A 25,361-nucleotide genomic window follows, 5' to 3' on the forward strand; every position below is an offset into this window, starting at 1 on the left:
GACGAACCTCCTGTCGTCTTCGGACGACACGCTCTGACACGAGGTGCCGTATGTGCCCATCGTGAGGTATGCCACTGACAATCCGTTCTGACCTGGGCTTTTGCTTCGATCAAAGGTTCGGAGTAGTTTTTGCACTGACCAGTCAGTTCAAAGACGGGCAGAGGGGTTCCGGGGACATGGCAGAGGCAGGGGAGGCGGACACCGGGCGGGGAACGGCCCGCGGTGTCGCCGTCGGCGCGGAGGGGTTCGGGCTCAAGGGGCCACGCGGCTGGGCCTTCCGGGGCGTCGGGTTCGAGGCGGAGGCCGGCTCGCTGGTCGCGATCGCCGGGCCGTCCGGGTCGGGCCGGACCTGTCTGCTGCTCGCGCTCACCGGCCGGATGAAGCCGAGCGAGGGCCGGGCCGCGGTCGGCTCCCTGCCGCTGCCGAAACGGATGGCGGCCGTGCGCCGGATCAGCGCCCTCGCCCATGTTCCCGGCGTGACCGACCTCGACCCGGCCCTGACGGTCGGGGAGCACCTGCGTGAACGGGCGCTGCTGCAGCGGCGGTTCGACGGCACCCTGCGCGGGCTGCTGCGGCCCCGGGCCGAGCGCGCCGCCGAGGCGAAGGCCCGGATCGAGGCCGCCGTGACCGCCGCCGGGCTGGACCGCGAGGCCCTGCCGAAGGGTTCCCGGACCGCCGTACGCGACCTCGACCGGATGGAGGCCCTGCGGCTGTCGGTCGCCCTCGCTCTCGTCGGCCGGCCCCGGCTGCTCGGCGTGGACGACGCCGACCTGAAGCTCTCCGACACCGAACGGACGGAGATGTGGGCCCTGTTGACGTCCCTCACCGAGTCCGGGACCACGGTGGTGGCGGTGTGCAGCGCGGCACCGGAGGGGGCTGTCGTGGTGTCGACTGCGCCGGACGAAGCCGCACGCGCGCGTGGCGACGTACACGAACCCTCGGAGCCCGCCACCGACACGGCTGACGCCAGGGACACGGCTGACGCCACGGACGCAGCTGGCACCACGGACACCGAACCCGACACCGACACCGACGACAAGGAGACGGCCGATGCGCTCGCCGGGACTCGCCGCGCTTGAGCTCAGGCGGTTCGGCCGGGGGAAGCTGCCGCGCGCCGCGCTGGTCTCGCTCCTGCTGCTGCCGCTGCTGTACGGCGCCCTGTACCTGTGGTCCTTCTGGGACCCGTACGGCCGGCTGGACCGCATCCCCGTGGCACTGGTGAACGACGACCGGGGGGCGTCGGTCGGCAAGGAGAGGCTGACGGCGGGCGACGACATCGCGAAGGGGCTGCGGGAGAGCGACACCTTCGAGTGGCACCGGGTGAGCGCCGCCGAGGCCCGCGCGGGCGTCGAGAACGGCACCTACTACCTGTCGCTGACCATGCCGAAGGACTTCAGCGAGCGCATCGCGTCCAGTTCGGGGGACGTGCCGGAGACCGGCGCCCTCCAGGTGCGGACGAACGACGCGAACAACTACATCGTCGGCCAGATCTCGCGGACGGTGTTCTCCGAGGTGCGGACGGCCGCGTCGACGAAGGCCTCGCGGTCGTTCCTGGACCGCATCTTCATCTCGTTCTCGGACATCCACGGGAAGACCGAGGAGGCGGCGGACGGCGCCGACGACCTCAAGGGCGGTATCGACAAGGCCGAGCAGGGTTCGAAGGACCTGGCGGACGGGCTGCGGAAGGCCAAGGAGGGCAGCGGGGACCTGTCCGGCGGGCTGAAGGACCTGGAGGAGGGTGCGGGCGACCTGGAGGACGGCGCCCAACAGGTCGCGGACGGCACCGGGAAGCTCGCCGACAAGGTCGGCGCGGCGGCCGACCAGGTGCGGCCCTTCCTCGACGAGAAGAGCGGCACCATCGCCGACACCGCCACCCTGGTCGCCGACTCGGCGGCCACGATCCGGGACCACCTGGACGCGTTCGTGAAGACGGCACCGGCCGCCGCGACGGGCACCCGTGCCGCCTCCGACGCCCTGAACGACGTCCACAGGCGCCGCTGCGAGGAGGCCGTCCTGCCCGACGCGGCCTGCGCGGACCTGAAGAAGGCCAAGGACGCCGCCGCTCAGGCCGCCGTGCTCGCCGAGGACGTCAACACCGTGGTGAAGAACTACGACGGTGACATGAAGGCCTTCGACAAGGACCTCCAGACCCTGGAGAAGCAGGCCCGCGCCCTCGCGAAGGCGGCGCCCACCCTCTCCACGGACCTCGACGACGCCGTCGCCAAGATCGACGCGCTCGACAAGGGCGCCGCGGAGGTAGCCAAGGGGGCCAAGGCCCTGCACACCGGTCTCGGCACCGCCAAGACCGGCGCCGAGGACCTCGACACCGGCGTCGGAGACCTCAAGACCGGTGCGATCGACCTCAAGGGCGGCATGTACAAACTGGCCGACGGCTCCGGGAAGCTCGCGGGCGGTCTGCACGAAGGGGCCGAGAGGATCCCCGACTACGACGAGCGGGACCGCGACCAGCGCACCGAAGTGATGGCCGATCCCGTGCAGTTGGCCACCAGGGACCTGCACAAGGCGCCCAACTACGGCACCGGGTTCGCCCCGTACTTCATCCCGCTGTCCCTCTGGGTGGGGGCGATGGTGGCGTACATGCTGATCCAGCCGCTCAACCGGCGGGCCCTCGCGGCGGGTGCCTCGGCGTGGCGGATCGCGCTGGCCGGCTGGCTGCCGGTGGCCGCCCTGGGCGTGCTGCAGACGGTCGCGCTGATGGCGGTGCTGCACTGGGCGGTCGGCCTGCAGATGGCGCGGGCGGCCGGGACGGTGGGCTTCCTGTTCCTGGTGACCGCGTGCTTCGCGGCGATCGTGCAGTGGCTCAACGCGCGCTTCGGCGCGGCGGGCCGGATCCTCGTCCTCGCCTTCCTGATGCTCCAGTTGACGTCCGCGGGCGGCACCTATCCCGTGCAGACCAGCCCCGACTTCTTCAACGCCGTCCACCCCTTCCTGCCGATGAGCCATGTCGTCGACGCCCTCAGGCGGCTGATCACGGGCGGCGGCCTCGGCCCGGTGTGGCAGGCGTGCGCGGTGCTGGTGGCCTTCACCGTCGGCGCCCTCGCGCTGACCGCCCTGTCGGCCCGCCGCAAGCAGGTGTGGACCCTGGACCGCCTGCACCCGGAGTTGAGCCTGTGACCGCGCGGGGAGCGGTTCCCGCGCACCGCGCGGTTCCTGTGACAATCAGGGCCATGGAAAGCAGCAACGCCCCCGGCGGCGCAGGCGGGGGCCGCCGTGAGGCGACCCGGCAGAAACTCTATGAAGCGGCCGTCACCCTCATCGCGGAGCAGGGGTTCTCCGCGACCACGGTGGACGAGATCGCCGAGCGCGCCGGTGTCGCCAAGGGCACGGTGTACTACAACTTCGCGAGCAAGTCGGTCCTCTTCGAGGAGCTGCTGCGGCACGGCGTGGGACTGCTCACCGCCTCTCTCCGCGAGGCGGCCGAGGGGACCGCGCGGGCGGGCGGCAGCAGGGTCGACTCCCTGGACGCGATGATCCGGGCCGGGCTCGTCTTCATCGACCGCTACCCGTCCTTCACCCAGCTGTACGTGGCCGAGCTGTGGCGCACCAACCGGGCCTGGCAGTCCACGCTGATGGTCGTCCGGCAGGAGGCGGTCGCCGTCGTCGAGGGGGTGCTCCGCGAGGGCGTCGAGGGCGGCGAGCTGAGCGACGAGATCGATGTCGGCCTGACGGCGGCGGCCCTGGTCGGCATGGTCCTGGTGGCCGCGCTGGACTGGAAGGCCTTCCAGCCGGAGCGCTCCCTGGACGACGTCCACGCGGCGCTGTCCCGGCTGCTGCAGGGCCGGGTGAGCGGAAAGGGCTGACCGATCCGGGGCACGAACGAGAGCGCCGGTCCGAACTGGCCGCGTCCCCCGCGGGCCACCTCGAACCGGCGCTTCCCCGTTCCCCCGTACTCCCCCGTGCCTCGCTCCCGCCGACTCGCGTCGACGGAAGGAGCGGTAAGAGCGCGAAAGCCGTTCCGCCGCCCCGTGTCGGCGGTACCGGAGCCGCGCCCCTTCCCGTGCCTCCACTCTCCCGTTCTCGCAGGTGGGACCCCATCCGTACGGATACTCAACTCACCGCATAGGTACGCGTACTCAGCCCTGCGCACTCAGCCCCACCCCGCGCTGTCACCGACTGGTGACGATCGCGCCCGCGCACGTACTCCCCTGGCCCGGATCGGCGGCGCAGCCGCCATCCAGGGGCGCGGGGAACTGCGCGACAAGCCACGACGAGCCCGCACCCGCCGAACGACCGCACCCCCCGAGCTCTCCCGCGAAGCACCTGCGACACGGCGCCCGATAAGGTCACCGGCATGGCAAGAATCGCGGTGATCGGCGCCGGAATGGGCGCCCTGGCAGCCGCCGCCCGGCTGGCCGTCGCGGGCCACCGCGTGGTGGTGCACGAGAGCACGACGACCTACGGCGGAGCCGTGGGCCGCTTCGAGCGCGACGGCTTCGCGTTCGACACGGGCCCCGGGCTGCTGCCGCTCCCCGCCGTCCACCGCGACCTGTTCCTCAAGACCGGCAAGGAGCCGCTGGAGAAGTGCGTCGACCTGGTGCAGGTCGACCCGGCGGCCCGGCACGTCTTCGCGGACGGCACCGACCTCCTGCTGCCGAACGCCTCACGCGCCGGCGTGGTCGCCGCCCTGAACTCCGCGCTCGGCGCGGGCGCCGGCGACCGCTGGGGCGATTTCCTGGTGCGGGCCCGCGAGGCCTGGGACCGCACGCGGCGGCCCCTCCTGGAGGAGCCGCTGTGGTCCGACTGGAAGCTCCTCGCCGAGCGCGAGCCGTACCCCTCGGTCCCCCACAAGCGTCTGCTGCGCACCCGCCGCGCCGCCACCCTCGCCGAGGTCGGCGCGTGGGAGCTGCGCGACCCCCGGCTGACGGCGCTGCTGGAGAGCCACGCCCTCGCGTACGGCCTGGACCCGAGGAGCGTCCCGGCGAGCGCGGCGGTCCTGCCCTACCTGGACCACGCCTTCGGGACCTGGTACGTCCGGGGCGGCGTACGGGAGTTGGCGCGGGCGCTGTACGAGCGGTGTCTGGCGCGCAGGGTCGAGTTCGTCTTCGGTGCCGAGGTCACGGGGATCGTCGAGAAGGACGGCCGGGCGGCCGGGGTGGAGCTGGCCGACGGGACGGTGACCGGGGCCGACTTCGTGGTCGCCGGGGTCGCGCCCGAGGTGCTGGGCCGCCTGGCGCGGCGGTCGGTCGTGCGCGGTGCCGGCGAGGTACCGGCCCAGCGCGGTGCGACGAGCCGGCTGACCGTGCTGCTGGCGCTGCGCGGCGGTCGTCCGGCGGGCGCGGCGCACCGCACGGTGGTGCACGCGGAGGACCGTGACGCCGAGCTGGACCTGCTGTTCGGTCCGTCGCACGGGATGGTCGCGCGGCCCACGGCGACGGTGCTGCGGCCGGATGATCCGGCGCTGGTGCCGGACGCCGACCACGAGGCGGTCACGATCACCTGCGCGGTCCCCGCCGAACCCGACTGGAGCTGGGCGGAGTCGGAGGTCTACGAGCAGCAGGCCGAGCGGCTGATCGACGTCGCCGAGCGGGCCGTACCCGACCTGCGGGAGCGGCTGCTGTGGAGCGAGGTGCGCACCCCGGCCGACATCGCGCGGGCGACCGGCGCGGAGGGCGGCGCGGTCCCGGCCCCCGCGCTCGCGGCGGCGGACGGACGGTGGCTGCACCCGTCCAACAGCACTGCTCTGCCGGGCCTGTTCACCGTCGGCGGCTGGTCGCACCCGGGCGGCGGCCTTCCGCACGCCGGGATGTCGGGCGCGCTGGTGGCCGGGCTGATCGTGGAGGGACCGGACTTCCGCGGCTCCCAGTGAGGCTCAGCAGGGCCGGAGCGGAAGCCGGGCGGGTGCTTCAGAAACGGTACTGCTGCTCGTCGTAGCCGTTCTGGCCGTTGCCGTTCCCGTTGCCCTGGTACGGGTACTGCTGGTCGGACGGGAGGTCCGAGCCGAACGGGTCGTCGGTGTTGCGCTGCTGCGGGACCCAGACACCGCCGGGCGGGGTCTCGCCGCCGTAGCCGCCGTTGCCGTACTGGTCCTGGCCGTAGCCCTGTTGACCGTAGCCCTGCTGCCCGTAGGCCTGGTCGTACGAGGCCGTGGCGTCGTACGTCTGGGTGCCGATGTACGGGTCGGAGTAGGCGGCGTACTGCTGCTGGGACGGGTCGTAGCCGTACCCCTGCTGGTCGTAGCCGTAGTAGGCGAAGGCCTCGTCCTGCGCGGCCTGGTCGGCGGTCGCGTGCTGCTGGCCGGCGGTGCCCGCGTAGGCGTCGTCGTCCCGGTAGACGCCGTAGGTGCTGGTGTCGTCCGGCATGGGTTCCGGGGAGTAGACGGGGGCCGGCCCGGCGGCGGAGGGCGTGGACTGCGGGCGGACGAACACGTCGTCGTCGCGGTCGTCGAGCAGGTCGTCGCCCTGGTGGTACGTGCCGGCGGCGGTGTTCTCCAGGTCCGTGACCTCCAGGGTCGGGTCCTGGCGGTCCGGTTCGCCGCGCCGCCGCTTCTTGCCCGCCTTGGGCAGCCGGCCGGCGTCCTCGCCCTCGCCGGAGCGCGGGCGGACGGCCCAGCCGGCCTCGAAGCCGCGCCGGAACGACAGGGTCACATAGGTCTGCCCGATGGCGAACCCGATCGCGCCCAGCGCGATGACGATCACATTGGGGATGAGGACACCGAGGACGACACCGAGGAAACCGGCGAAGGCGAGCAGCCGCCAGCGCAGCCGCGCCTTGTACTGCAGCAGCACCTCACCCAGCAGCCACAACGCGACGACGCCGAACGCGATGTAGAGGACCGCCCAGCCCATGTACGCCCCTCTCCCTGTAGCCGCTACGCAGTGTGTCGTACGCGAGTGCGACCGGTCTAGGCCCGTGGTGGATGGTGCAGGCCCAGGTTCTCGTAGATTTCCAGAGTCGCGGTGGAGTTGTTCAGGGTGATGAAGTGAAGTCCGGGGACTCCTTCGTCCAACAGCCTCGCGCAGAACTCCGTGGCGAACTCGATGCCAATGGAGCGTACAGCGGCCGGATCGTCTTTGGCTGTGACGATCCGCTCTTTCAGGGCGTTCGGGATGGCGGCGTTGCTGAGTTGCGGCAACCGTTCCAGCATCTTCACGCTGGTGACGGGCATGACCTCGGGAATGACCGGGGTCTCGCAGCCGGCCCTCGCGACCGCGTCCCTCAGACGCAGGTACGACTCGGGGTGGAAGAACATCTGCGTGATCGCGTAGTCGGCGCCGGCCCGGCACTTGTCGACGAAGCGCGCCACGTCGCTGTCCCAGTCGGGCGAGCGCGGGTGCATCTCCGGGAAGGCCGCGACGCCCACGCAGAAGTCGCCCGACTCCTTGATGAGGTGGACCAGTTCGGCGGCGTAGGTCAGGCCCTGCGGGTGCGCGACCCACTCGGCCATGGGGTCGCCGGGCGGGTCGCCGCGGACCGCGAGGATGTTGCGGATCCCGGCGTCCGCGTACTGGCCGATGATGTTGCGCAGTTCGGCGATGGAGTGGCTGACCGCGGTGAGGTGCGCGACCGGCGTGAGCGTGGTGTCGGCGGCGATCTGCTCGGTCGCCTTCACGGTGCCGGACCGGGTGGAGCCGCCCGCGCCGTACGTCACGGAGACGAAGCTGGGGGCGACGGCCTCGATCCTGCGGAGGGCGTTCCACAGGTTCCGCTCGCCCTTCTCCGTCTTGGGCGCCCAGAACTCGAAGGAGTAGGTGGTTTTGCCCGTGGCGAGCATGTCACGCACGGTCCGTGCGCGATCCGTCCTGGTGGAAGCGGTTCCTAGGGCCATACCGGCAGGTTAGTCAGATCGGCGCCGTCCCCCAACCACACCTGGAGCTTTTGTCCCCTTTGCCGCTCTGGTGTCCACGCCTTGGACGGCCGTGGACTCCGGGCGCGGCCGCTCAGAGGGCGCGCAGCCGCTCGGCGAACTCCGCCGCGGCGGCTCCCGGGTCGTCGGCGTCCGTGATCGCCCGCACGACCACCACGCGCCGGGCGCCCGCCTCGACGACCTCGTCGAGGTTGCCGAGGTCGATGCCGCCGATGGCGAACCAGGGGCGGTCGGTGGCGAGGGCGGCGGTGTACCGGACGAGGTCCAGGCCGGGGGCGTGGCGGCCGGGCTTGGTGGGGGTGGGCCAGCAGGGGCCCGTGCAGAAGTAGTCCACGCCCTCCTGGACGGCTGCGGCGGCGGCCTCCTCCTCGGCGTGGGTGGAACGGCCGATGAGCACGTCCGGGCCGAGGATCGCGCGGGCGGCCGGGACGGGAAGGTCGCCCTGGCCGAGGTGCAGCACGTCCGCGCCGACGGCGTGGGCGACGTCCGCGCGGTCGTTGACGGCGAGCAGCTTGCCGTGCCGTCGGCAGGCGTCCGCGACGACCTGGAGGTGCTCCAGCTCCTCGGCCGCCTCCATGCCCTTGTCGCGGAGCTGCACGATGTCCACGCCGGCGCCGAGGACGGCGTCCAGGAACCGCGGGAGGTCGCCCTGGCGCTTGCGGGCGTCCGTGCAGAGGTAGAGCCGGGCGTCGGCGAGCTGTGCGGCGGCGTCGGACATGGGTGGGCCCCCCGTTGGCATGCGTGAGCGGTGCGGCGCACGGGGACGCGGCCCTCGCGGGCCCCGGCCCCCGTACGCCGTACGAGCGGGTGTTTCGGGTCAGACGGCGAGCGCCTGGGCACGGCGCTTCACCTCCGTGCCGCGATTCTCGCTCAGGGCCTGGGCCGGGGTGCCGGGCAGGCTGGGGTCCGGAGTGAAGAGCCACTCCAGCATCTCTTCGTCGGTGAAGCCGTCGTCCCTCAGCAGGGTCAGGGTGCCGGTCAGGCCCTTGACCACCTTGTCTCCGTCGATGAAGGCGGCGGGGACGTGCAGCGCGCGGTTCTCACCACGGCGTACGGCGATGAGCTGGCCTTCCTTCACCAGCTGCCGCACCCGGGTCACCTCGACGTCCAGCATCTCTGCGATGTCGGGGAGGGTCAGCCACGCGGGGACGAGAGCATCGATCTTTGCGTCAATCTCGGTCACGTCTCCAAGACTGCCATCTGGGACTGACAGTGGGTAGCCGAGCCGCCTCCGGCGGAGCCGACCGAGGGGCGCGGAGCGCGTCGGTCGGGCTCCGGGAACCCGCCTTGCTACGCCGTCGCCGCCTTCAGCGGCCGCGCCGGGTCCTCCAGCAGCAGCGGATCCATCGGTGTGCCGGCCTCGATCAGACGGCGGCCCTGGGCCAGGTCCCGGGGGCGGCCCACCGCCAGCAGGGCGACCAGCCGGGACTCGCGCAGCCAGCACACCGACCAGGCGGCGCCGGTCGGGTCGCCGCGCCGGACCGTGGTGTCGGCCGAGGCGTGGTCCCCGGCGTACTGGACGAACCGGCCGAACTGCTCGGACCAGAAGTAGGGCACGGGGTCGTAGGGCTCGGGGGTCTCGCCGACGATGTTCGCGGCGACCGTGCGGGGGCCCTGGAGGGCGTTGTCCCAGTGGTGGACGAGGAGGCGCCGTCCGTACCTGCCGGAGGGGAAGGAGGCGCAGTCGCCGACGGCGTAGACGTCCGGTGCGGAGGTGCGCAGATGGTCGTCGGCCACCACCTCGCCGTGGGCGCCCAGCTCGATGCCGGAGCCCTTCAGCCAGGCCGTGGCGGGGCGCGCGCCGATGCCGACGACGACCGCGCCGGCCGGGATCCGGGTGCCGTCGTCCAGGACCACCGTCCCGGGCTCGACACGCTCCACGCGCGCGTGCGTGCGCAGAGTGGTGCCGCTGTCGGCGTACCAGGCGGTCATCGGGGCGGCCACCTCCGCGGGGAGGGCGCCCGCGAGCGGGCGGTCGGCGGCCTCGACGACCGTCACCGCGCAGCCCGCCTCGCGGGCGGCCGTCGCGAACTCTGCGCCGATCCAGCCCGCGCCCACGACCACGATGTCGTGCTGCCGCGCCAGCACGGGCCGCAGCCGCTCGGCGTCGTCCAGGGTCCGCAGCAGATGCACCCCGGGCACGCCGTCGGCGCCCGGCAGCCGGATCGGTTCCGCGCCGGTCGCGACGACGAGGACGTCGTACGGGACGGGCCCGGCGGGCGTGTCGAGTTCGTGCTCGGCAGGCCGCAGGCCGGTCACCTCGCGGCCCAGCCGGAGGTCGATGCCGAGCGCCTCGAAGTCGACGTCGAAGGCGGAGCCCTCGGCGTTGCCGAGCAGGACGGCCTTGGAGAGGGGAGGGCGGTCGTAGGGCTGGTGCGGCTCGGCGCCGAGCAGGATCACGTCGCCGGTGAAGCCCTGTTCCCGCAGGGCGACCGCCGTCTGCACGCCCGCCATGCCCGCGCCCACGACGACCACGCGCCGCGCCGGTGATCCGCCCCTCTGCTGCGTCAGCTCGCTCACCCGATCACCATAGACAACTGATATTCGGTCAGTCAGGGGGTGGGTGGTCCGGTCGTCCGGCTGACGGCCGGGCGAGGGTGACCTCAGCGGGCGCGGTCCGCCGGCTCGTGGACCTGCTCCACCACGCTCGTCCCGCTGCCGGGCCGCGACTCCCACTCCCACGTCTCCTCCAGGCGGACGCGGCCGTCGGGCAGCTCGACCACGAGGGCCACGCAGTGGCCGGAGGCGGTGGTCCCGTCGGTCTTCAACTGCACGTAGCGGAAGTCCAGCCGGTCCCCCGCGCGCGTGCCCACGAGCCGGCCCCGTACGACGTCGCCGCCCGCGTAGTCGGCCCAGATCTCGCCGTCCTTCTCGTGGTACGTGAACCGGGTGCGGGTGCCCACCTGACCTGGGGCTTGGTCGGCCACGGGGGCGAGGACGAGACCGTCGAGCGAGCGGGCCATGGGCACGGGCTCCCTTACTGAGGCGATCGGCGGGGGCTAGGGTGGGCCACCGTAGAGCACTCGCGGGAGCCCGGACGCACCGGGCTGAGAGGGAGGCTGGCGGCCTCCGACCGTACGAACCTGATCCGGGTCATGCCGGCGAAGGGAGGGGCTGGACGCCCATGTCGCGTACGCACACGTCAGACGTCCTCGTCGTGGGGGGCGGGATCATCGGGCTCGTCACGGCGTGGCGGTCCGCGCAGCGCGGGTTCACCACGACCGTGGTCGATCCCGAGCCCGGCGGCGGGGCCGCGCGGGTGGCGGCCGGGATGCTCGCCGCCGTGACCGAACTGCACTACGGCGAGGAGACGCTGCTCGGGCTCAACCTGGAGTCCGCGCGCCGCTACCCGGACTTCGCGGCCGAGTTGACGGAGGCCACCGGCCTCGACCTCGGCTACCGCCGCTGCGGCACGCTCGCCGTCGCGCTCGACGCCGACGACCGCGCCCACCTGCGTGAACTGCACGCCCTGCAACAGCGGTCGGGCCTCGACTCGGAGTGGCTGAGCGGACGGGAGTGCCGGCGCCTGGAGCCGATGCTCGCGCCCGGCGTACGCGGCGGACTGCGGGTCGACGGGGACCACCAGGTCGACCCGAGGCGGCTCTCCGGCGCCCTCGTCGCGGCCTGCGAACGCGCCGGGGTGGTGTTCCACCGGGCCTGGGCCGAGGAGCTGACGGTGGCCCGGGAGCGGGCCACCGGGATCCGGACCGGCGACGGCGACCTGCTGAGCGCCGGGCACACCGTCCTCGCCGCGGGCAGCCTCAGCGGCCGGCTCGCGGGGGTGCCGGCCGAGGTGCGGCCGCCGGTGCGGCCGGTGAAGGGGCAGGTGCTCCGGCTGACCGTGCCGAAGCCGTACGCGCCCTTCCTGAGCCGTACGGTGCGGGCCGTGGTGCGCGGCAGCCAGGTCTATCTGGTGCCCCGTGAGAACGGCGAACTCGTCGTCGGCGCGACCAGCGAGGAGCAGGGCTGGGACACCACGGTCACCGCGGGCGGGGTGTACGAACTCCTGCGGGACGCCCACGAACTCGTTCCCGGCATCACCGAACTGCCGCTCACCGAGACCCGCGCGGGACTGCGCCCCGCCTCCCCCGACAACGCCCCGCTCCTCGGCCCGAGCGGACTGGACGGCCTGCTCCTGGCGACCGGCCACTACCGCAACGGGGTGCTTCTCACGCCGGTCACCGGCGACGTCATGGCCGAGGTGCTGACCACCGGTGAACTACCGGCGGAGGCACGCGACTTCACCCCCCTGCGGTTCCGCGCCGGCGCGGCCCGCGAACTCCTGGAGCAGCCCGTATGAGCACCGGCCGTATGAGCACCAGCCGTACGAGCACCTCCGGCACCCTGACCGTGTCCGTCAACGGGGAGCCGCGGCAGATCACCCCCGGCACCGCGCTCGACGCGCTCGTGCGCACGCTCACGCCGTCCGTCTCCGGTGTCGCCGCCGCCCTCAACGAGACCGTCGTCCCGCGCGCGCGGTGGGCGACCACCGCCCTCGCCGAGGGGGACCGTGTCGAGGTCCTCACCGCCGTCCAAGGAGGCTGATCCCATGGCAGACGACCCCTTCGTCCTCGGCGGGACGACCTACGCGTCCCGTCTGATCATGGGGACCGGCGGCGCGAGCGGCCTGGACGTCCTGGAGCGCGCGCTGGTGGCCTCCGGCACGGAGCTGACCACGGTCGCGATGCGCCGGGTCGACGCCGGCACGCAGGGCTCGGTCCTGTCCGTGCTCGACCGGCTCGGCATCCGGGTGCTGCCCAACACGGCCGGCTGCTTCACGGCGGGCGAGGCCGTGTTGACGGCCCGCCTCGCGCGGGAGGCGCTCGGCACGTCGCTGGTCAAGCTGGAGGTCATCGCCGACGAGCGCACCCTGCTGCCCGACCCGATCGAACTGCTCGACGCCGCCGAGACCCTCGTCGACGACGGTTTCACGGTGCTGCCGTACACGAACGACGATCCCGTGCTGGCGCGGAAGCTCCAGGACGTGGGCTGTGCCGCGATCATGCCGCTCGGGTCGCCCATCGGCTCGGGGCTCGGCATCCGCAACCCGCACAACTTCCAGCTGATCGTCGAGCACGCGCGCGTGCCGGTGATCCTGGACGCGGGTGCCGGGACGGCGTCGGACGTGGCGCTCGCGATGGAGCTGGGGTGCGCCGGTGTCATGCTCGCCTCCGCCGTGACCCGGGCGCAGCAGCCGGTCCTGATGGCCGAGGGCATGCGGCACGCGGTGGAGGCCGGACGGCTCGCGTACCGGGCGGGCCGCATCCCCCGCCGTCACTTCGCCGAGGCCTCCTCGCCCGCCGAGGGACTGGCGCGGCTGGATCCGGAGCGCCCGGCGTTCTGAGGCGGAGCTCACGCCACCCCACCCCTCACTCGAACAGTCGAACGAGTCAGGTCGGAGACCCGCTCGTCACAGCCCTCCGGACTCGGTCACAGCTCTGCTGCAGTACGTCTCGCGGGCCACGGGGCCCCTGGGCCTGTCGGCGGCGGCTCGTACACTCACCTGCGTGGACACGACCCTTCAGGACCCGCTTGTCGGCCAGGTGCTCGACGGCCGGTATCGAGTCGAGGCGCGGATCGCGGTCGGCGGGATGGCCACGGTCTACAGGACCGTGGACACCCGCCTCGACCGCGTGCTCGCGCTCAAGGTGATGCATCCGACGCTGGCCGCGGACCGGACGTTCGTCGAGCGGTTCATCCGGGAGGCGAAGTCGGTCGCCCGGCTCTCCCACCCGAACGTGGTGGGGGTCTACGACCAGGGCACCGACGGCTCGTACGTCTACCTCGCGATGGAGTACGTCGCCGGCTGCACCCTGCGTGACGTGCTGCGCGAGCGCGGAGCGCTCCAGCCCCGCGCGGCGCTGGACATCCTGGAGCCGGTGCTCGCCGCCCTGGGCGCCGCGCACCGCGCCGGGTTCGTGCACCGGGACATGAAGCCGGAGAACGTCCTGATAGGGGACGACGGCCGTGTGAAGGTCGCCGACTTCGGGCTCGTCCGGGCCGTGGACACCGTCACCAGCACCACCGGCAGCGTCCTCGGCACCGTCTCCTACCTCGCCCCCGAGCAGTTGGAGCACGGCACGACCGACACCCGTGTCGACGTGTACGCGTGCGGCGTGATGCTCTACGAGATGCTCACCGGCGGCAAGCCGCACGCCGGCGACTCCCCCGCGCAGGTGCTCTACCACGCGCTCCACGACGACGTGCCGCCGCCTTCGGCCGCCGTGCCGGGGCTGCCCTACGAGCTGGACGCACTGGTCGCCTCGGCGACCGCCCGCAATCCGGAGCTGCGGCCGTACGACGCCGTGGCGCTGCTCGCGCAGACGCTGGAGGCACGGGCTGGGCTGAGCGCCGAGCAGCTGGACGTGGTGCCGCCGCAGGCGATAGCCGACGGCCACGACACCGCGGAGGACCGGACGAGCGTGATCCCGCGTTCCCTGTCCGTGTCGCGGTCGGTGGGACTGGATCCCGACGATCGGCTGAACCGCACGAGCCGGTTCGAGTCGCCTCCGCCGCCGCCCCGGGGCGCCCGCACCTCCCCCGCGCCCCGGCGCGGGCTGTGGGCGGTCGTCGTCGCCGTGGTGCTCGTGCTGGGTGTGGGCGGGGGTGTCTGGTACATCAACTCGGGCCAGTTCACGCAGGTCCCGGCCGTGTTGCAGCAGAGCGAGGCGGACGCCACGAGACGGCTGGAGGGCGCCGGGCTGGACGTCGACGTCAAGCAGGCGTACAGCGACACCGTCGAGCGCGGCAGGGTGATCGGCACCGACCCGGCGCCCGGCGAGCGGATCCGGGACAACGACACCGTGACGGTGACGATCTCCAAGGGCCCGCAGACCGTGAAGGTGCCGGATCTGAAGGGCACCCCGCTGGCCGAGGCGAAGACCCAACTGAAGGACGACGGGCTCGAACCGGGCGTGGTGACGCGGGAGTTCAGCGACGAGGTCCTCCGGGGACAGGTGATCGGCACCCGGCCGGGCGCGGGCACCGAGATCTCGTCCGGCGCGGCGGTCAGGATCGTGGTCAGCCGGGGCGCCCCGGTGGAGGTGCCCGAGGTGTCGGGTGCGTCGGTCGCGGACGCCAGGGCCCGGCTGGAGGAGGCGGGGCTGAAGGTGAAGATCGCCCCCGGGCGGGTCAACTCCGAGTTCGACAAGGGGCTCGTGGCCGAGCAGTCCCCGGGCGTCGGCAAGCAGGTCGGGCAGGGCGACACCGTCACGCTGACGCTCTCCAAGGGGCCCGTGATGGTCGAGGTCCCCGATGTCGTGGGCGACAGCGTCGACGACGCGACCCGGCAGCTGAAGGACGCCGGCTTCGAGGTCGAGGAGGACCGGGGCATCCTCGGACTCTTCGGCGACGAGGTCAGGAGCCAGTCGGTGGACGGCGGTGACACGGCTCCCAAGGGGTCGACCATCACCATCGAGATCCGCTGACGGGATCGGCCCGGCCGTCGCCTCGAACCGGCGGCCGGGCACCGCGGACCGCATGACACCCTGGTGCGGTGAGCACTCAGCAGTCCCCCGCCCTCCCGGGCCCCCTCCCCACCCCCGCCGGCCCGTCCCGCAACCCCGTCGGCGGCCATGTGCCCGTCGCCGGGGGCCTGAACTCCGTGGGGCTGACGTACGCCCGTGATCTGAGGGCCGAGACCGTCCAGGTCTTCGTCGCCAACCCGCGCGGCTGGGCGACCCCGGTGGGCAACCCCCGGCAGGACGAGGAGTTCCGCGCGGCCTGCGCCGAGGAGTCGATCCCCGTGTACGTGCACGCGCCGTACCTGATCAACTTCGGCTCGCACACCGAGGCGACGGCGGAGCGGTCCGTGGAGTCGATGCGGCACTCGCTGCGCCGGGGGCGGGAGATCGGCGCGCTCGGGGTGGTCGTGCACACGGGGAGCGCGACCGGCGGGCGGGACCGGTCGGTGGCGCTCAAGCAGGTGCGGGAGTATCTGCTGCCGCTGCTGGACGAGTTGACCCACGACGACGACCCGTTCCTGCTGCTGGAGTCGACGGCGGGCCAGGGAGCCTCGCTCTGCTCCCGCACCTGGGACTTCGGGCCGTACTTCGAGGCGCTGGACGCCCATCCGAAGCTGGGTGTCTGTCTGGACACCTGCCACATCTTCGCGGCCGGCCACGACCTGACCGGCCCGGACGGTATGCACCGGACCCTCGACCTGCTGGTGGACACCGTCGGCGAGGGCCGGCTGAAGCTGATCCACGCCAACGACTCCAAGGACGTGGTCGGCGCCCACAAGGACCGCCACGAGAACATCGGCTCCGGCCACATCGGCGAGGATCCCTTCCGCGCCCTGATGACCCACCCCGCCACGGCGGGCGTGCCACTGATCATCGAGACTCCGGGCGGCAAGGAGGGCCACGCGGCGGACGTGGAACGCCTGAAGAAACTCAGGGACGGCTGAAGAAACTCGGGGACAGCTGAAGAGATTCAGGGACGGCTGACACGCCCCCTCGTGGAGCGCGCCGCCGGCCGGGGGCCCGTCAGAGTTCGGGTCCGTCCCCCGGTTCCTCCTGATAGGAGTAGCGCTGTTCCCGCCAGGGGTCGCCGATGTTGTGGTAGCCGCGCTCCTCCCAGAAACCGCGGCGGTCGGCGGTCATGTACTCGATGCCGCGGACCCATTTGGGGCCCTTCCAGGCGTAGAGGTGGGGGACGACGAGGCGGACCGGGAAGCCGTGCTCGGCGGTGAGGAGTTCGCCGTCCTTGTGGGTGGCGAAGATCGTGCGGTCGTCGGCGAAGTCGGCGAGGCGGAGGTTGGAGCTGAAGCCGTACTCCGCCCACACCATCACATGGGTGACTTCGGCGGCGGGCGGCGCGGTGTCCAGGATCGTCCGGGCCGGGATGCCGCCCCATTCGGCGCCGACCATGCTGAACTTCGTCACGCAGTGCAGGTCGGCCACGACCGAGGCGTACGGCAGGGCGGTGAACTCGTCGTGGGTCCAGGCGTGCTTCTCGCCGTCGGCGGTGGCGCCGAAGACCCGGAAGTCCCAGCGCTCGGGACGGAACTTGGGGACGGGTCCGTAATGCGTGACGGGCCAGCCGCGCTGGAGCCGCTGTCCCGGCGGAAGCTGCGACGACGCCGCGTTCTCAGAGGCGCGATCTCCTGATTCGCGTTCCACCGGCTGACCCATGACTCCATCCTGACAGACCCCGGGTGGTGCACATGACCAGGGTCCACCCGACCCGGACATTTAGAACTAAGGCTGCACTTACTTACTAAGCTTGCACTTACTGGACGATCTTCGACAGCGGTGCAATCATCGCGGCGCAACCTCCCAGTTCCCCGCTTGGAAGGAGCCTCTGCGATGCAGGGCGACCCCGAGGTCATCGAATTCCTCAACGAGCAGTTGACCGCGGAGCTCACCGCGATCAACCAGTACTTCCTGCACGCCAAGATGCAGGAGAACTTCGGCTGGACGAAGCTCGCGAAGTACACGCGTCACGAGTCGTTCGACGAGATGAAGCACGCGGAGGTGCTCACCGACCGGATCCTGTTCCTGGACGGGCTGCCGAACTACCAGCGGCTGTTCCACGTCCGGGTGGGCCAGACGGTCAAGGAGATGTTCGAGGCCGACCGGCAGATCGAGGTCGAGGCGATCGACCGTCTCAAGCGCGGCATCGAGGTGATGCGCGCCAAGGGCGACATCACCTCGGCGAACATCTTCGAGTCGATCCTCGAGGACGAGGAGCACCACATCGACTACCTCGACACCCAGCTGGAACTGCTGGAGAAGCTCGGCGAGGCGCTCTACATCGCCCAGCTGATCGAACAGCCCGAGAGCTGAGCCGTCCGGGTCAGGCCGCTTCCTCGAGCTCGGTGAAGACCGACTCGCCCTGGTCGGCCGACTCACGGCGCGGGCACGCCCCCCGGCCGAGGATCGCCTGGATCCGCCGGACGCACGAACCGCAGTCGGTGCCGGCCTTGCAGGCCGACGCGATCTGGCGAGGGGTGCAGGCGCCGTCCGCCGCATGTTTCTTGACCTGCTGCTCGGTGATGCCGAAGCAACTGCAGACGAACACGCGGTTCACCTCCCGCCGGGATCGATAGGTGGCGCCATCCCGATGATCGGTGAGGCTAACCTAACCTTACCCGGCGGGCCGGGACCGCAAAAGTGGAGTGGGGCGCGGATCGTATGTGATCCGCGCCCCACGTCATGCCCTGTCACGCACCCGTAACAGGCGCACCCACTGTTGATCTTTTACTAGTCGCGGTACAGCTCCGCGACCAGGAACGCCAGGTCCAGGGACTGGCTGCGGTTGAGCCGGGGGTCGCACGCGGTCTCGTAGCGCTGGTGCAGGTCGTCGACGAAGATCTCGTCACCGCCGCCCACGCACTCGGTGACGTCGTCACCGGTGAGCTCCACGTGGATGCCGCCCGGGTGGGTGCCGAGGCCCTTGTGGACCTCGAAGAAGCCCTTGACCTCGTCGAGCACGTCGTCGAAGCGGCGGGTCTTGTGGCCGGAGGCCGCCTCGAAGGTGTTGCCGTGCATCGGGTCGGTCACCCAGGCCACGGTGGCGCCGGAGGCGGTGACCTTCTCGACCAGCTCGGGCAGCTTGTCGCGGACCTTGTCCGCGCCCATGCGCACGATGAAGGTGAGGCGGCCCGGCTCGCGGTGCGGGTCGAGGCGCTCGATGTACTGCAGCGCCTCCTCGGCCGTGGTCGTCGGGCCGAGCTTGATCCCGATCGGGTTGCGGATCTGCGAGGCGAACTCGATGTGCGCGTGGTCCAGCTGCCGGGTGCGCTCGCCGATCCACACCATGTGCGCGGAGACGTCGTACAGGTGCCCCGTGCGCGAGTCCACGCGGGTGAGCGCCGACTCGTAGTCGAGCAGCAGCGCCTCGTGCGAGGAGAAGAACTCGACGGTGCGGAACTCCTCCGGGTCGGCCCCGCAGGCGTGCATGAAGTTCAGCGCGTTGTCGATCTCGCGGGCGAGCTGCTCGTAGCGCTGGCCGGACGGGGACGACTTCACGAAGTCCTGGTTCCAGGCGTGCACCTGGCGCAGGTCGGCGTAGCCGCCGGTGGTGAAGGCGCGCACCAGGTTGAGCGTGGAGGCGGAGGCGTTGTACATCCGCTTCAGGCGCTCGGGGTCCGGGATGCGGGCGGCCTCGTTGAAGTCGAAGCCGTTGACCGAGTCGCCGCGGTACGTCGGCAGGGTCACGCCGTCGCGGGTCTCGGTGCCCTTGGAGCGCGGCTTGGAGTACTGGCCGGCGATCCGGCCGACCTTCACGACCGGCACGGAGGCCGCGTACGTGAGGACGGCGCCCATCTGGAGCAGTGTCTTCAGCTTGTTGCGGATGTGGTCGGCCGACACGGCGTCGAAGGCCTCGGCGCAGTCGCCGCCCTGGAGGAGGAACGCCTCTCCCTTGGCGACGGACGCCATCCGGGCGCGCAGCTGGTCGCACTCGCCCGCGAAGACGAGCGGCGGATACGACTCGAGCTCCGCAACGACTGCGCGCAGAGCCTCGGTGTCGGGGTACTCGGGCTGCTGCGCCGCGGGCAGGTCTCGCCAGGTGTTGCCAGCGCTCGCGCTGGACTTAGCGTTCACGGTCACGACGTCCACATTACGGGGTCATGTCCGCCGTCCATCCCGCTGCTCATCAAGTGAGACGAACCCCGCTCGATCGGGAGCGGGGTTCGTCCGGCCGGTGGCATGGGCCGCCGGTGTCAGTGCAGGTTCATGACCGCGCTGTCGTCGAAGCCGACGGCGAAGACCGTGCGCAGCGACAGGTTGGCGGCGTTGTTGTAGCCGTCACAGGCGTTCTTCTTCTCGTCCGGCTCCTCCACGGCCTTGAACTCGTGGGGGAAGCTCGTGCGCAGCGTCGTACCGGCGCAGATGTGCTCCGTGAGCCCCCAGAGCTCCTCGACCTGGTCCGTGCCGAGCCTCGGCCAGTAGCTCAGGGCCTGGGGCGTGCCCACCGCCCAGTTGCCGTTCGCGTACACGGTCTCGCCGACCGTGCGGTTGCAGGCCGTGGTGGCGCGGGTGTCGCCCACCCAGGTGTGCGAGAAGACGGCGGGCTGGAGGGCGCAGCCCTTGTGGAAGGCGAAGTTCAGCAGCCCGGCGCCGTCGGTCCAGGTCATGCCGCCCTGGAGGCCCACGTAGCGGGAGGCGGCGTAGGCGTCCTGGATCACGGTCTTGCCGCCCGACATGTTGAGCAGCCCCGGGTAGGTCGAGGCGCTCGTCGGATTGAGCTGGTAGCGCACCACCCGGCCGCCCGCGGCGCTGCCGAACCACTCGCCGGTGACCAGCTTGTACGGGCCGCCGCCGGACTTGTCGAGGGAGAGCCAGGAGTAGCAGAGGGAGTCGGCGTCGGGGGTGCCGTTCACGGCGTCCGCGTCACAGGCGCCGGAGGGCGGCGGGGAGGCCTGCTTGTAGTAGTGCACCTGCGGCAGCACGTACGGGTAGCCGCAGGCGCTGGACTTCCCGGTGCCGTCGATGCCGTAGGAGTTGAGGCCGGAGCCGTAGGTGTCGACCTTGCCCAGCTTGTTGATGTCGAAGACGCGGATGCCGTTGGAGGTGTCCGTGACGTAGATGTAGTTGCCGTACCAGACGATGCCGCCGCCGTGGCCGGTGACGAACTTGAAGTCCGCGCCGCTCTCGGTCGGCTCGACGAGCAGGATGTGGCGGTACTTCTGGGTGTCACGGTCGATGAGGGTGAGCTTGAGCAGGTTGTTCGTCTTGCACTTGTCGTTGGCCTCGTAGTCGCCGGCCGCGTTGGTCTTGAAGGTCTCGTAGTGCCAGGCGACCGCCGTGACGCGCTTGTCCTGGATGGCGCCGTCGGCCCCGTCGGCGGTGCCGGTGCTGCTCATGCCCTGCGGCCACCAGCGCGGAGTGGTGTCGTCGCCGTGCGCCGAGGACCAGCACCAGGCGACCTTCCGGGTCACCGGCGGCAGGGCCTTCGTCTCGTCGCCGGCGCAGGCGCGCATGGTGCGCAGGTTCATCCAGGGGTCGCTCGCCCCGGAGGAGTTCGTCGTGTAGTTGGTGGTGACGACGTCGGCGAGGTCGGCGTTCGCCAGCTTGCCGTCGAGGGTGGTGGCCGCCGACACGGTGCTCGTGTCGGTCATCTTGAACCTGTCGCCGCTCAGCGTCAGCTTCGTCACCACCGGCTCGTCCGCGGCCGCCGCGGGCTGCCCGGTGAGGCCGGCGAACAGGGCTGCCGCCGCGACGACGAAGGCCAGGGGCCTCGTTCTCCCTATGAGTGACACACTCGCCCTTCCGTATCCACAAATCGACTCGAACATGTCAAGACTGAACAGTAGGTGATCATAAATTGAACCCTCCGCGTGGATCACATGAGTTCCGCGGGGATCTCCGGTAGGGTGCGGCGCATGTTCGCGCACTCGACCCAGAACTGGTGGTGGACCGCTCATCCGGCGGCCCACTGACTGCGCGTACGCAAGACTTCGCGAAGGCCGCCCGAGGGGCGGCCTTCGGCGTTTCCAGGGCCCGGCCGTTCCTCCCCGATCACCGCGAGACCGTGATCCCCCAGGGAAGAGGAACCCATGGACCTGACCCGGCTGCTGTCCGACGACCGTCCGTTCGCACTGCTGCGACGGCGCACCCCCGGCCTCCACGACCACGACACGGTGGAGCTGCTGATCGGCCCGGTGACGACGTACGAGCGGCTCGCCGACCTGCCCGACGAGGGGCTGGCGCTCGTCCCGTTCCGGCAGATCCGCGAACGCGGCTTCGACGTCCGCGACGACGGGACGCCCCTGTCGGTGCTGGTGCCCGAGGAGTCGTACGCGCTGCCGCTGGAGCGGGCCCTCGCCCAGCTGCCCGCGCACGACGTCCGGGTCGAGGGCGGCGGCTTCGACGTCGGAGACGAGGAGTACGCGGAGATCGTCGGCCGGGTGCTGCGCGACGAGATCGGGCGGGGCGAGGGCGCCAACTTCGTGATCCGGCGGACGTACGAGGGCACGGTCCCGGGCTTCGGTCGCGCCGACGCGCTGGCGCTGTTCCGGCGGCTGCTGGAGGTCGAGCGGGGGGCGTACTGGACCTTCGTGGTGCACACCGGTGAGCGCACACTGGTCGGCGCATCCCCCGAGGTGCACGTCCGGATGTCCGGCGGGACGGTCGTGATGAACCCGATCAGCGGGACGTACCGCTATCCGGCCGAGGGCCCCACCCCGGAGGATCTGCTGGCCTTCCTCGGCGACGGCAAGGAGATCGAGGAGCTGTCGATGGTCGTCGACGAGGAGCTCAAGATGATGTGCACGGTCGGCGACATGGGCGGGGTCGTGGTCGGGCCCCGACTGAAGGAGATGGCGCACCTGGCGCACACCGAGTACGAGCTGCGCGGCCGGTCCTCACTGGATGTGCGGGAGGTGCTGAAGGAGACGATGTTCGCCGCGACGGTCACCGGCTCGCCGGTGCAGAACGCGTGCCGGGTGATCGAGCGGTACGAGCCCCTCGGGCGGGACGGTGTCGCGCGCGGGTACTACGCCGGCGCTTTGGCGCTGCTGGGTCGGGACGCGGGCGGCGCGCAGACCCTCGACTCCCCGATCCTGATCCGTACGGCCGACATCGCGGCGGACGGGCGGCTGAGGGTGCCGGTGGGGGCCACGCTGGTCCGGGGCTCGGACCCCGCGAGCGAGGTCGCCGAGACCCATGCGAAGGCGGCGGGGGTGCTGGCGGCGCTGGGGGTACGACCCGGGCGGCCGGAGCGGGAGCGGGTGCGGCCGGGGCTGGCCGAGGATCCGCGGGTGCGGGCCGCGCTGGACGGGCGGCGGGCCTCGCTGGCGCCGTTCTGGCTGCGGATGCGGGAGCGCACGGGTGAGCTGACCGGGCACGCGCTCGTCGTCGACGCCGAGGACACCTTCACGGCGATGCTCGCGCATCTGCTGCGGTCGTCGGGGCTGGAGGTGACGGTACGGCGGTACGACGAGCCGGGGCTGCGGGAGGGGGTGCTCGCGCACGAGGGCGTGGTGGTGCTGGGGCCCGGGCCCGGGGATCCGTCGGACGGGGCCGACCCCAAGATGACGTTTCTGCGGTCGCTGACCGCCGAGGTGCTGCGGGGGCACCGGTACGGGGTGCTCGGGGTGTGTCTCGGGCACGAACTGCTCGCGCTGGAGCTGGGGTTGGAGATCGTGCGGAAGAAGGTGCCGTACCAGGGGGCGCAGACGGAGATCGATCTGTTCGGGCGGCCCGAGACGGTGGGGTTCTACAACAGCTTCGTGGCCCGGTGCGACGACGGGACGGCCGGGGAGTTGGCCGCGCGGGGGGTCGAGGTCAGCCGCAACGGCGGCGACGAGGTGCACGCGCTGCGCGGCCCCGGGTTCGCGGGGGTGCAGTTCCATCCGGAGTCGGTGCTGACGCTGGACGGGGTGAGTGTGGTGGGTGAACTGGTGGCGGGGGTCCAGTCTCTGCGGGCGGTTTAGGGGCGGGGGGTTGGTGGGGCTCGGGGTGCGTTGTCGGGTGCGGGTGGGTGGGGGCTGGTCGCGCAGTTCCCCGCGCCCCTAAAAGACCAGGCCCTGCGGGCCTGAAGGGCGACGGGGCTGCGGGCCTGAAAAGCATGGGCGCAGCCCATGCTTTTCAGGGGCGCGGGGAACTGCGCGAGAAGCCCCACCGGGCCCGCACCCGCCGACGCACCCGCACCCCCCACCCCCTCGGGCGCACCCTCAGCCGAAGAAGACGCCGACCTCCTCGTACAGGCTCGGGTCCACCGTCTTCAACTTGGCCGTCGCGTCGGCGATCGGGACGCGGACGATGTCGGTGCCACGCAGCGCCACCATCTTGCCGAAGTCCCGGTCGCGCACCGCGTCGATCGCGTGGAGGCCGAACCGCGTGGCGAGCCAGCGGTCGAACGCCGAAGGCGTACCGCCGCGCTGGACGTGGCCGAGGACGGTGGTCCGGGCCTCCTTGCCGGTCCGCCTCTCGATCTCCTTGGACAGCCACTCCCCGACCCCGGAGAGGCGGACGTGGCCGAAGGAGTCGAGCGAGCCGTCCTTGAGGACCATCTCGCCGTCCTTCGGCATGGCCCCCTCCGCGACGACCACGATGGGCGCGTACGAGGCCTTGAAGCGGGACGTCACCCAGGCGCACACCTTGTCGACGTCGAAGCGCTGTTCGGGGATGAGGATGACGTTGGCGCCGCCGGCGAGACCGGAGTGGATGGCGATCCAGCCGGCGTGACGGCCCATCACCTCCACCACCAGGACGCGCATGTGGGACTCGGCGGTGGTGTGGAGGCGGTCGATCGCCTCCGTGGCGATGCCGACCGCGGTATCGAAGCCGAAGGTGTAGTCCGTGGCGGAGAGGTCGTTGTCGATGGTCTTGGGGACGCCCACGCACGGCACGCCGTACTCGTCCGACAGTCGCGCGGCCACCCCGAGCGTGTCCTCGCCACCGATGGCGATGAGTGCCTCGACCTCCTGCTTGGCGAGGTTCTCCTTGATCCGGCGGATGCCGTTCTCCTCCTTGAGCGGGTTGGTGCGGGAGGAGCCGAGGATCGTGCCGCCGCGGGGCAGGATGCCGCGCACGGCGGGGATGTCGAGGCGGACGGTGTCGTTCTCCAGGGGTCCTCGCCAGCCGTCCCGGAAGCCGACGAAGTCGTAGCCGTACTCCTGTACGCCCTTGCGGACGACGCCCCGGATGACGGCGTTGAGCCCGGGGCAGTCGCCGCCTCCGGTCAGTACTCCGACGCGCATGGAAATGTCCCTTCGCCGCGGTTGCCTGGTGAGGGTCACGCTAATAGTGATCCAGGTCACTTCGGCATGCGCGGGAAGCCAATTCCGGCGAATTACGGCCGATTGAGGGGGAGTTGGCCGGAGTTGATCAAATCGCCATCACTCTATGGGGTGATTCGAGGCGTTTACTCGTCGTCGAGACCACGCTCTATGGCATAGCGGACCAGCTCCACCCGGTTGTGGAGCTGGAGCTTGCCGAGGGTGTTCTGGACGTGGTTCTGGACCGTGCGGTGCGAGATGACGAGGCGTTCGGCGATCTGCTTGTAGCTCAGGCCCTTGGCGACGAGCCTCAGCACCTCGGTCTCGCGGTCGGTGAGCTGCGGCGCCTTCGGCTCGTCGGCGCCCGGCGCGGGCGCGGGCTCGGAGGCGAGGCGGCGGTACTCGCCGAGGACCAGGCCCGCGAGGCCGGGCGTGAAGACGGGGTCGCCGACGGCGGTGCGGCGCACGGCGTCGATCAGCTCCTCCGTGGACGCCGACTTCAGCAGGTAGCCGGTGGCGCCGGACTTCACCGCCTCCAGGACGTCCGCGTGCTCCCCGCTCGCCGACAGCACGAGGACACGCAGAGCGGGGTTGGCCCCCACCAGCTCCTTGCAGACCTGCACGCCCGGCTTCGCGGGCAGGTTCAGGTCCAGGACGAGCACGTCCGGCCCGGTGGCGCGGGCACGCCGCACCGCCTGCTCCCCGTCGCCCGCCGTGGCGACGACGTCGAAGCCGGACTCGGACAGGTCGCGGGCGACGGCGTCGCGCCACATGGGGTGGTCGTCGACCACCATGACCCTGATCGGGCCGCCGCCCCCGCCGGGCCGCGCCACCGCGTCCGCCGACCCGCCCTCGCCCACGCTCTCC

General features: G+C 71.7%; 24 protein-coding genes and 1 riboswitch. Of the genes, 12 read left to right on the forward strand and 12 right to left on the reverse strand.

What is annotated here, in order from left to right:
- Positions 1–176: 176 nt before the first annotated feature.
- The 4 genes from L3078_RS12345 (at position 177) to L3078_RS12360 (ending at position 5,827) form a co-directional block, all read left to right on the forward strand.
- A complete protein-coding gene (locus tag L3078_RS12345) occupies positions 177–1,079 on the forward strand; it encodes an ATP-binding cassette domain-containing protein (protein ID WP_239753489.1) in 903 nt (300 codons plus the stop codon).
- Entirely contained in the window at positions 1,051–3,135 is a 2,085-nt protein-coding gene (locus tag L3078_RS12350; RefSeq protein WP_239753490.1) for a YhgE/Pip family protein, read from the forward strand. The genes L3078_RS12345 and L3078_RS12350 overlap by 29 nt, the downstream gene beginning before the upstream one ends.
- Positions 3,136–3,188: 53 nt before the next feature.
- Positions 3,189–3,821 (forward strand): TetR/AcrR family transcriptional regulator, encoded by a 633-nt coding sequence (locus L3078_RS12355; protein WP_239753491.1) that lies wholly within the window; start codon positions 3,189–3,191, stop codon positions 3,819–3,821.
- A 491-nt stretch (positions 3,822–4,312) separates the two neighbouring features.
- On the forward strand, positions 4,313–5,827 hold the full coding sequence (locus tag L3078_RS12360) for a phytoene desaturase family protein (RefSeq protein WP_239753492.1): 1,515 nt from the start codon (positions 4,313–4,315) through the stop codon (positions 5,825–5,827).
- A 37-nt stretch (positions 5,828–5,864) separates the two neighbouring features.
- Here the strand turns inward: L3078_RS12360 and L3078_RS12365 are convergent, their stop codons facing one another.
- From L3078_RS12365 to L3078_RS12390, 6 genes are all read right to left on the reverse strand, one after another.
- Positions 5,865–6,806, reverse strand: a complete 942-nt coding sequence (locus tag L3078_RS12365) for an SCO2102 family sporulation regulator (RefSeq protein ID WP_239753493.1) — start codon at positions 6,804–6,806, stop codon at positions 5,865–5,867.
- Positions 6,807–6,862: 56 nt separating this feature from the next.
- Complete coding sequence (gene metF, locus L3078_RS12370) at positions 6,863–7,786, reverse strand: methylenetetrahydrofolate reductase [NAD(P)H] (RefSeq protein ID WP_239753494.1); 924 nt, start codon at positions 7,784–7,786, stop codon at positions 6,863–6,865.
- Between the two features lie 112 nt (positions 7,787–7,898).
- Positions 7,899–8,543 (reverse strand): thiamine phosphate synthase, encoded by a 645-nt coding sequence (gene thiE, locus L3078_RS12375; RefSeq protein ID WP_239753495.1) that lies wholly within the window; start codon positions 8,541–8,543, stop codon positions 7,899–7,901.
- A gap of 99 nt (positions 8,544–8,642) precedes the next feature.
- Positions 8,643–9,008, reverse strand: a complete 366-nt coding sequence (locus L3078_RS12380; RefSeq protein ID WP_190208348.1) for an Rv2175c family DNA-binding protein — start codon at positions 9,006–9,008, stop codon at positions 8,643–8,645.
- A 107-nt stretch (positions 9,009–9,115) separates the two neighbouring features.
- A complete protein-coding gene (locus tag L3078_RS12385; protein WP_239753496.1) occupies positions 9,116–10,345 on the reverse strand; it encodes an NAD(P)/FAD-dependent oxidoreductase in 1,230 nt (409 codons plus the stop codon).
- An 83-nt stretch (positions 10,346–10,428) separates the two neighbouring features.
- Positions 10,429–10,788 (reverse strand): avidin-fold protein, encoded by a 360-nt coding sequence (locus L3078_RS12390; protein WP_239753497.1) that lies wholly within the window; start codon positions 10,786–10,788, stop codon positions 10,429–10,431.
- A 52-nt stretch (positions 10,789–10,840) separates the two neighbouring features.
- Positions 10,841–10,952, forward strand: a riboswitch (TPP riboswitch).
- Here L3078_RS12390 and thiO point away from each other — a divergent pair.
- The 5 genes from thiO to L3078_RS12415 all read left to right on the forward strand — a co-directional run bounded on the left by thiO (position 10,950) and on the right by L3078_RS12415 (position 16,232).
- Complete coding sequence (thiO, locus tag L3078_RS12395; protein ID WP_239753498.1) at positions 10,950–12,125, forward strand: glycine oxidase ThiO; 1,176 nt, start codon at positions 10,950–10,952, stop codon at positions 12,123–12,125. (Overlaps the previous riboswitch by 3 nt.)
- Positions 12,126–12,169: 44 nt before the next feature.
- On the forward strand, positions 12,170–12,370 hold the full coding sequence (gene thiS, locus L3078_RS12400; protein WP_239760287.1) for a sulfur carrier protein ThiS: 201 nt from the start codon (positions 12,170–12,172) through the stop codon (positions 12,368–12,370).
- A 4-nt stretch (positions 12,371–12,374) separates the two neighbouring features.
- A complete protein-coding gene (locus L3078_RS12405) occupies positions 12,375–13,169 on the forward strand; it encodes a thiazole synthase (protein ID WP_239753499.1) in 795 nt (264 codons plus the stop codon).
- A 163-nt stretch (positions 13,170–13,332) separates the two neighbouring features.
- A complete protein-coding gene (pknB, locus tag L3078_RS12410) occupies positions 13,333–15,252 on the forward strand; it encodes a Stk1 family PASTA domain-containing Ser/Thr kinase (protein WP_239753500.1) in 1,920 nt (639 codons plus the stop codon).
- A gap of 68 nt (positions 15,253–15,320) precedes the next feature.
- A complete protein-coding gene (locus tag L3078_RS12415) occupies positions 15,321–16,232 on the forward strand; it encodes a deoxyribonuclease IV (protein WP_239753501.1) in 912 nt (303 codons plus the stop codon).
- A 79-nt stretch (positions 16,233–16,311) separates the two neighbouring features.
- Here L3078_RS12415 and L3078_RS12420 read toward each other — a convergent pair whose 3' ends face one another.
- Positions 16,312–16,959: a sulfite oxidase-like oxidoreductase gene (locus L3078_RS12420; protein WP_239753502.1), complete on the reverse strand. Its 648-nt coding sequence runs from the start codon at positions 16,957–16,959 to the stop codon at positions 16,312–16,314.
- A gap of 174 nt (positions 16,960–17,133) precedes the next feature.
- Between L3078_RS12420 and bfr the strand changes: the two genes are divergently transcribed.
- Complete coding sequence (bfr, locus tag L3078_RS12425; RefSeq protein WP_239753503.1) at positions 17,134–17,613, forward strand: bacterioferritin; 480 nt, start codon at positions 17,134–17,136, stop codon at positions 17,611–17,613.
- A 10-nt stretch (positions 17,614–17,623) separates the two neighbouring features.
- Here the strand turns inward: bfr and L3078_RS12430 are convergent, their stop codons facing one another.
- The 3 genes from L3078_RS12430 to L3078_RS12440 all read right to left on the reverse strand — a co-directional run bounded on the left by L3078_RS12430 (position 17,624) and on the right by L3078_RS12440 (position 21,032).
- Positions 17,624–17,857, reverse strand: a complete 234-nt coding sequence (locus L3078_RS12430) for a (2Fe-2S)-binding protein (protein WP_033528147.1) — start codon at positions 17,855–17,857, stop codon at positions 17,624–17,626.
- 173 nt (positions 17,858–18,030) lie between these two features.
- Entirely contained in the window at positions 18,031–19,380 is a 1,350-nt protein-coding gene (locus tag L3078_RS12435) for a class II 3-deoxy-7-phosphoheptulonate synthase (protein ID WP_239753504.1), read from the reverse strand.
- 113 nt (positions 19,381–19,493) lie between these two features.
- Complete coding sequence (locus L3078_RS12440) at positions 19,494–21,032, reverse strand: hypothetical protein (protein ID WP_239753505.1); 1,539 nt, start codon at positions 21,030–21,032, stop codon at positions 19,494–19,496.
- Between the two features lie 123 nt (positions 21,033–21,155).
- Between L3078_RS12440 and L3078_RS44920 the strand changes: the two genes are divergently transcribed.
- Positions 21,156–21,212 (forward strand): trp operon leader peptide, encoded by a 57-nt coding sequence (locus tag L3078_RS44920; protein ID WP_071528813.1) that lies wholly within the window; start codon positions 21,156–21,158, stop codon positions 21,210–21,212.
- Positions 21,213–21,329: 117 nt separating this feature from the next.
- Positions 21,330–23,207, forward strand: a complete 1,878-nt coding sequence (locus L3078_RS12445) for an anthranilate synthase family protein (RefSeq protein WP_239753506.1) — start codon at positions 21,330–21,332, stop codon at positions 23,205–23,207.
- A gap of 240 nt (positions 23,208–23,447) precedes the next feature.
- Here L3078_RS12445 and L3078_RS12450 read toward each other — a convergent pair whose 3' ends face one another.
- Positions 23,448–24,476, reverse strand: coding sequence for a 6-phosphofructokinase (locus L3078_RS12450; protein WP_239753507.1), 1,029 nt, complete (start codon positions 24,474–24,476; stop codon positions 23,448–23,450).
- A gap of 164 nt (positions 24,477–24,640) precedes the next feature.
- Positions 24,641–25,288, reverse strand: coding sequence for a response regulator (locus L3078_RS12455; protein ID WP_239760288.1), 648 nt, complete (start codon positions 25,286–25,288; stop codon positions 24,641–24,643).
- Positions 25,289–25,361 lie beyond the last annotated feature (73 nt).

The sequence above is a fragment of the Streptomyces deccanensis genome (assembly GCF_022385335.1).
In the GTDB taxonomy this organism is placed as follows: Bacteria; Actinomycetota; Actinomycetes; order Streptomycetales; family Streptomycetaceae; genus Streptomyces; species Streptomyces deccanensis.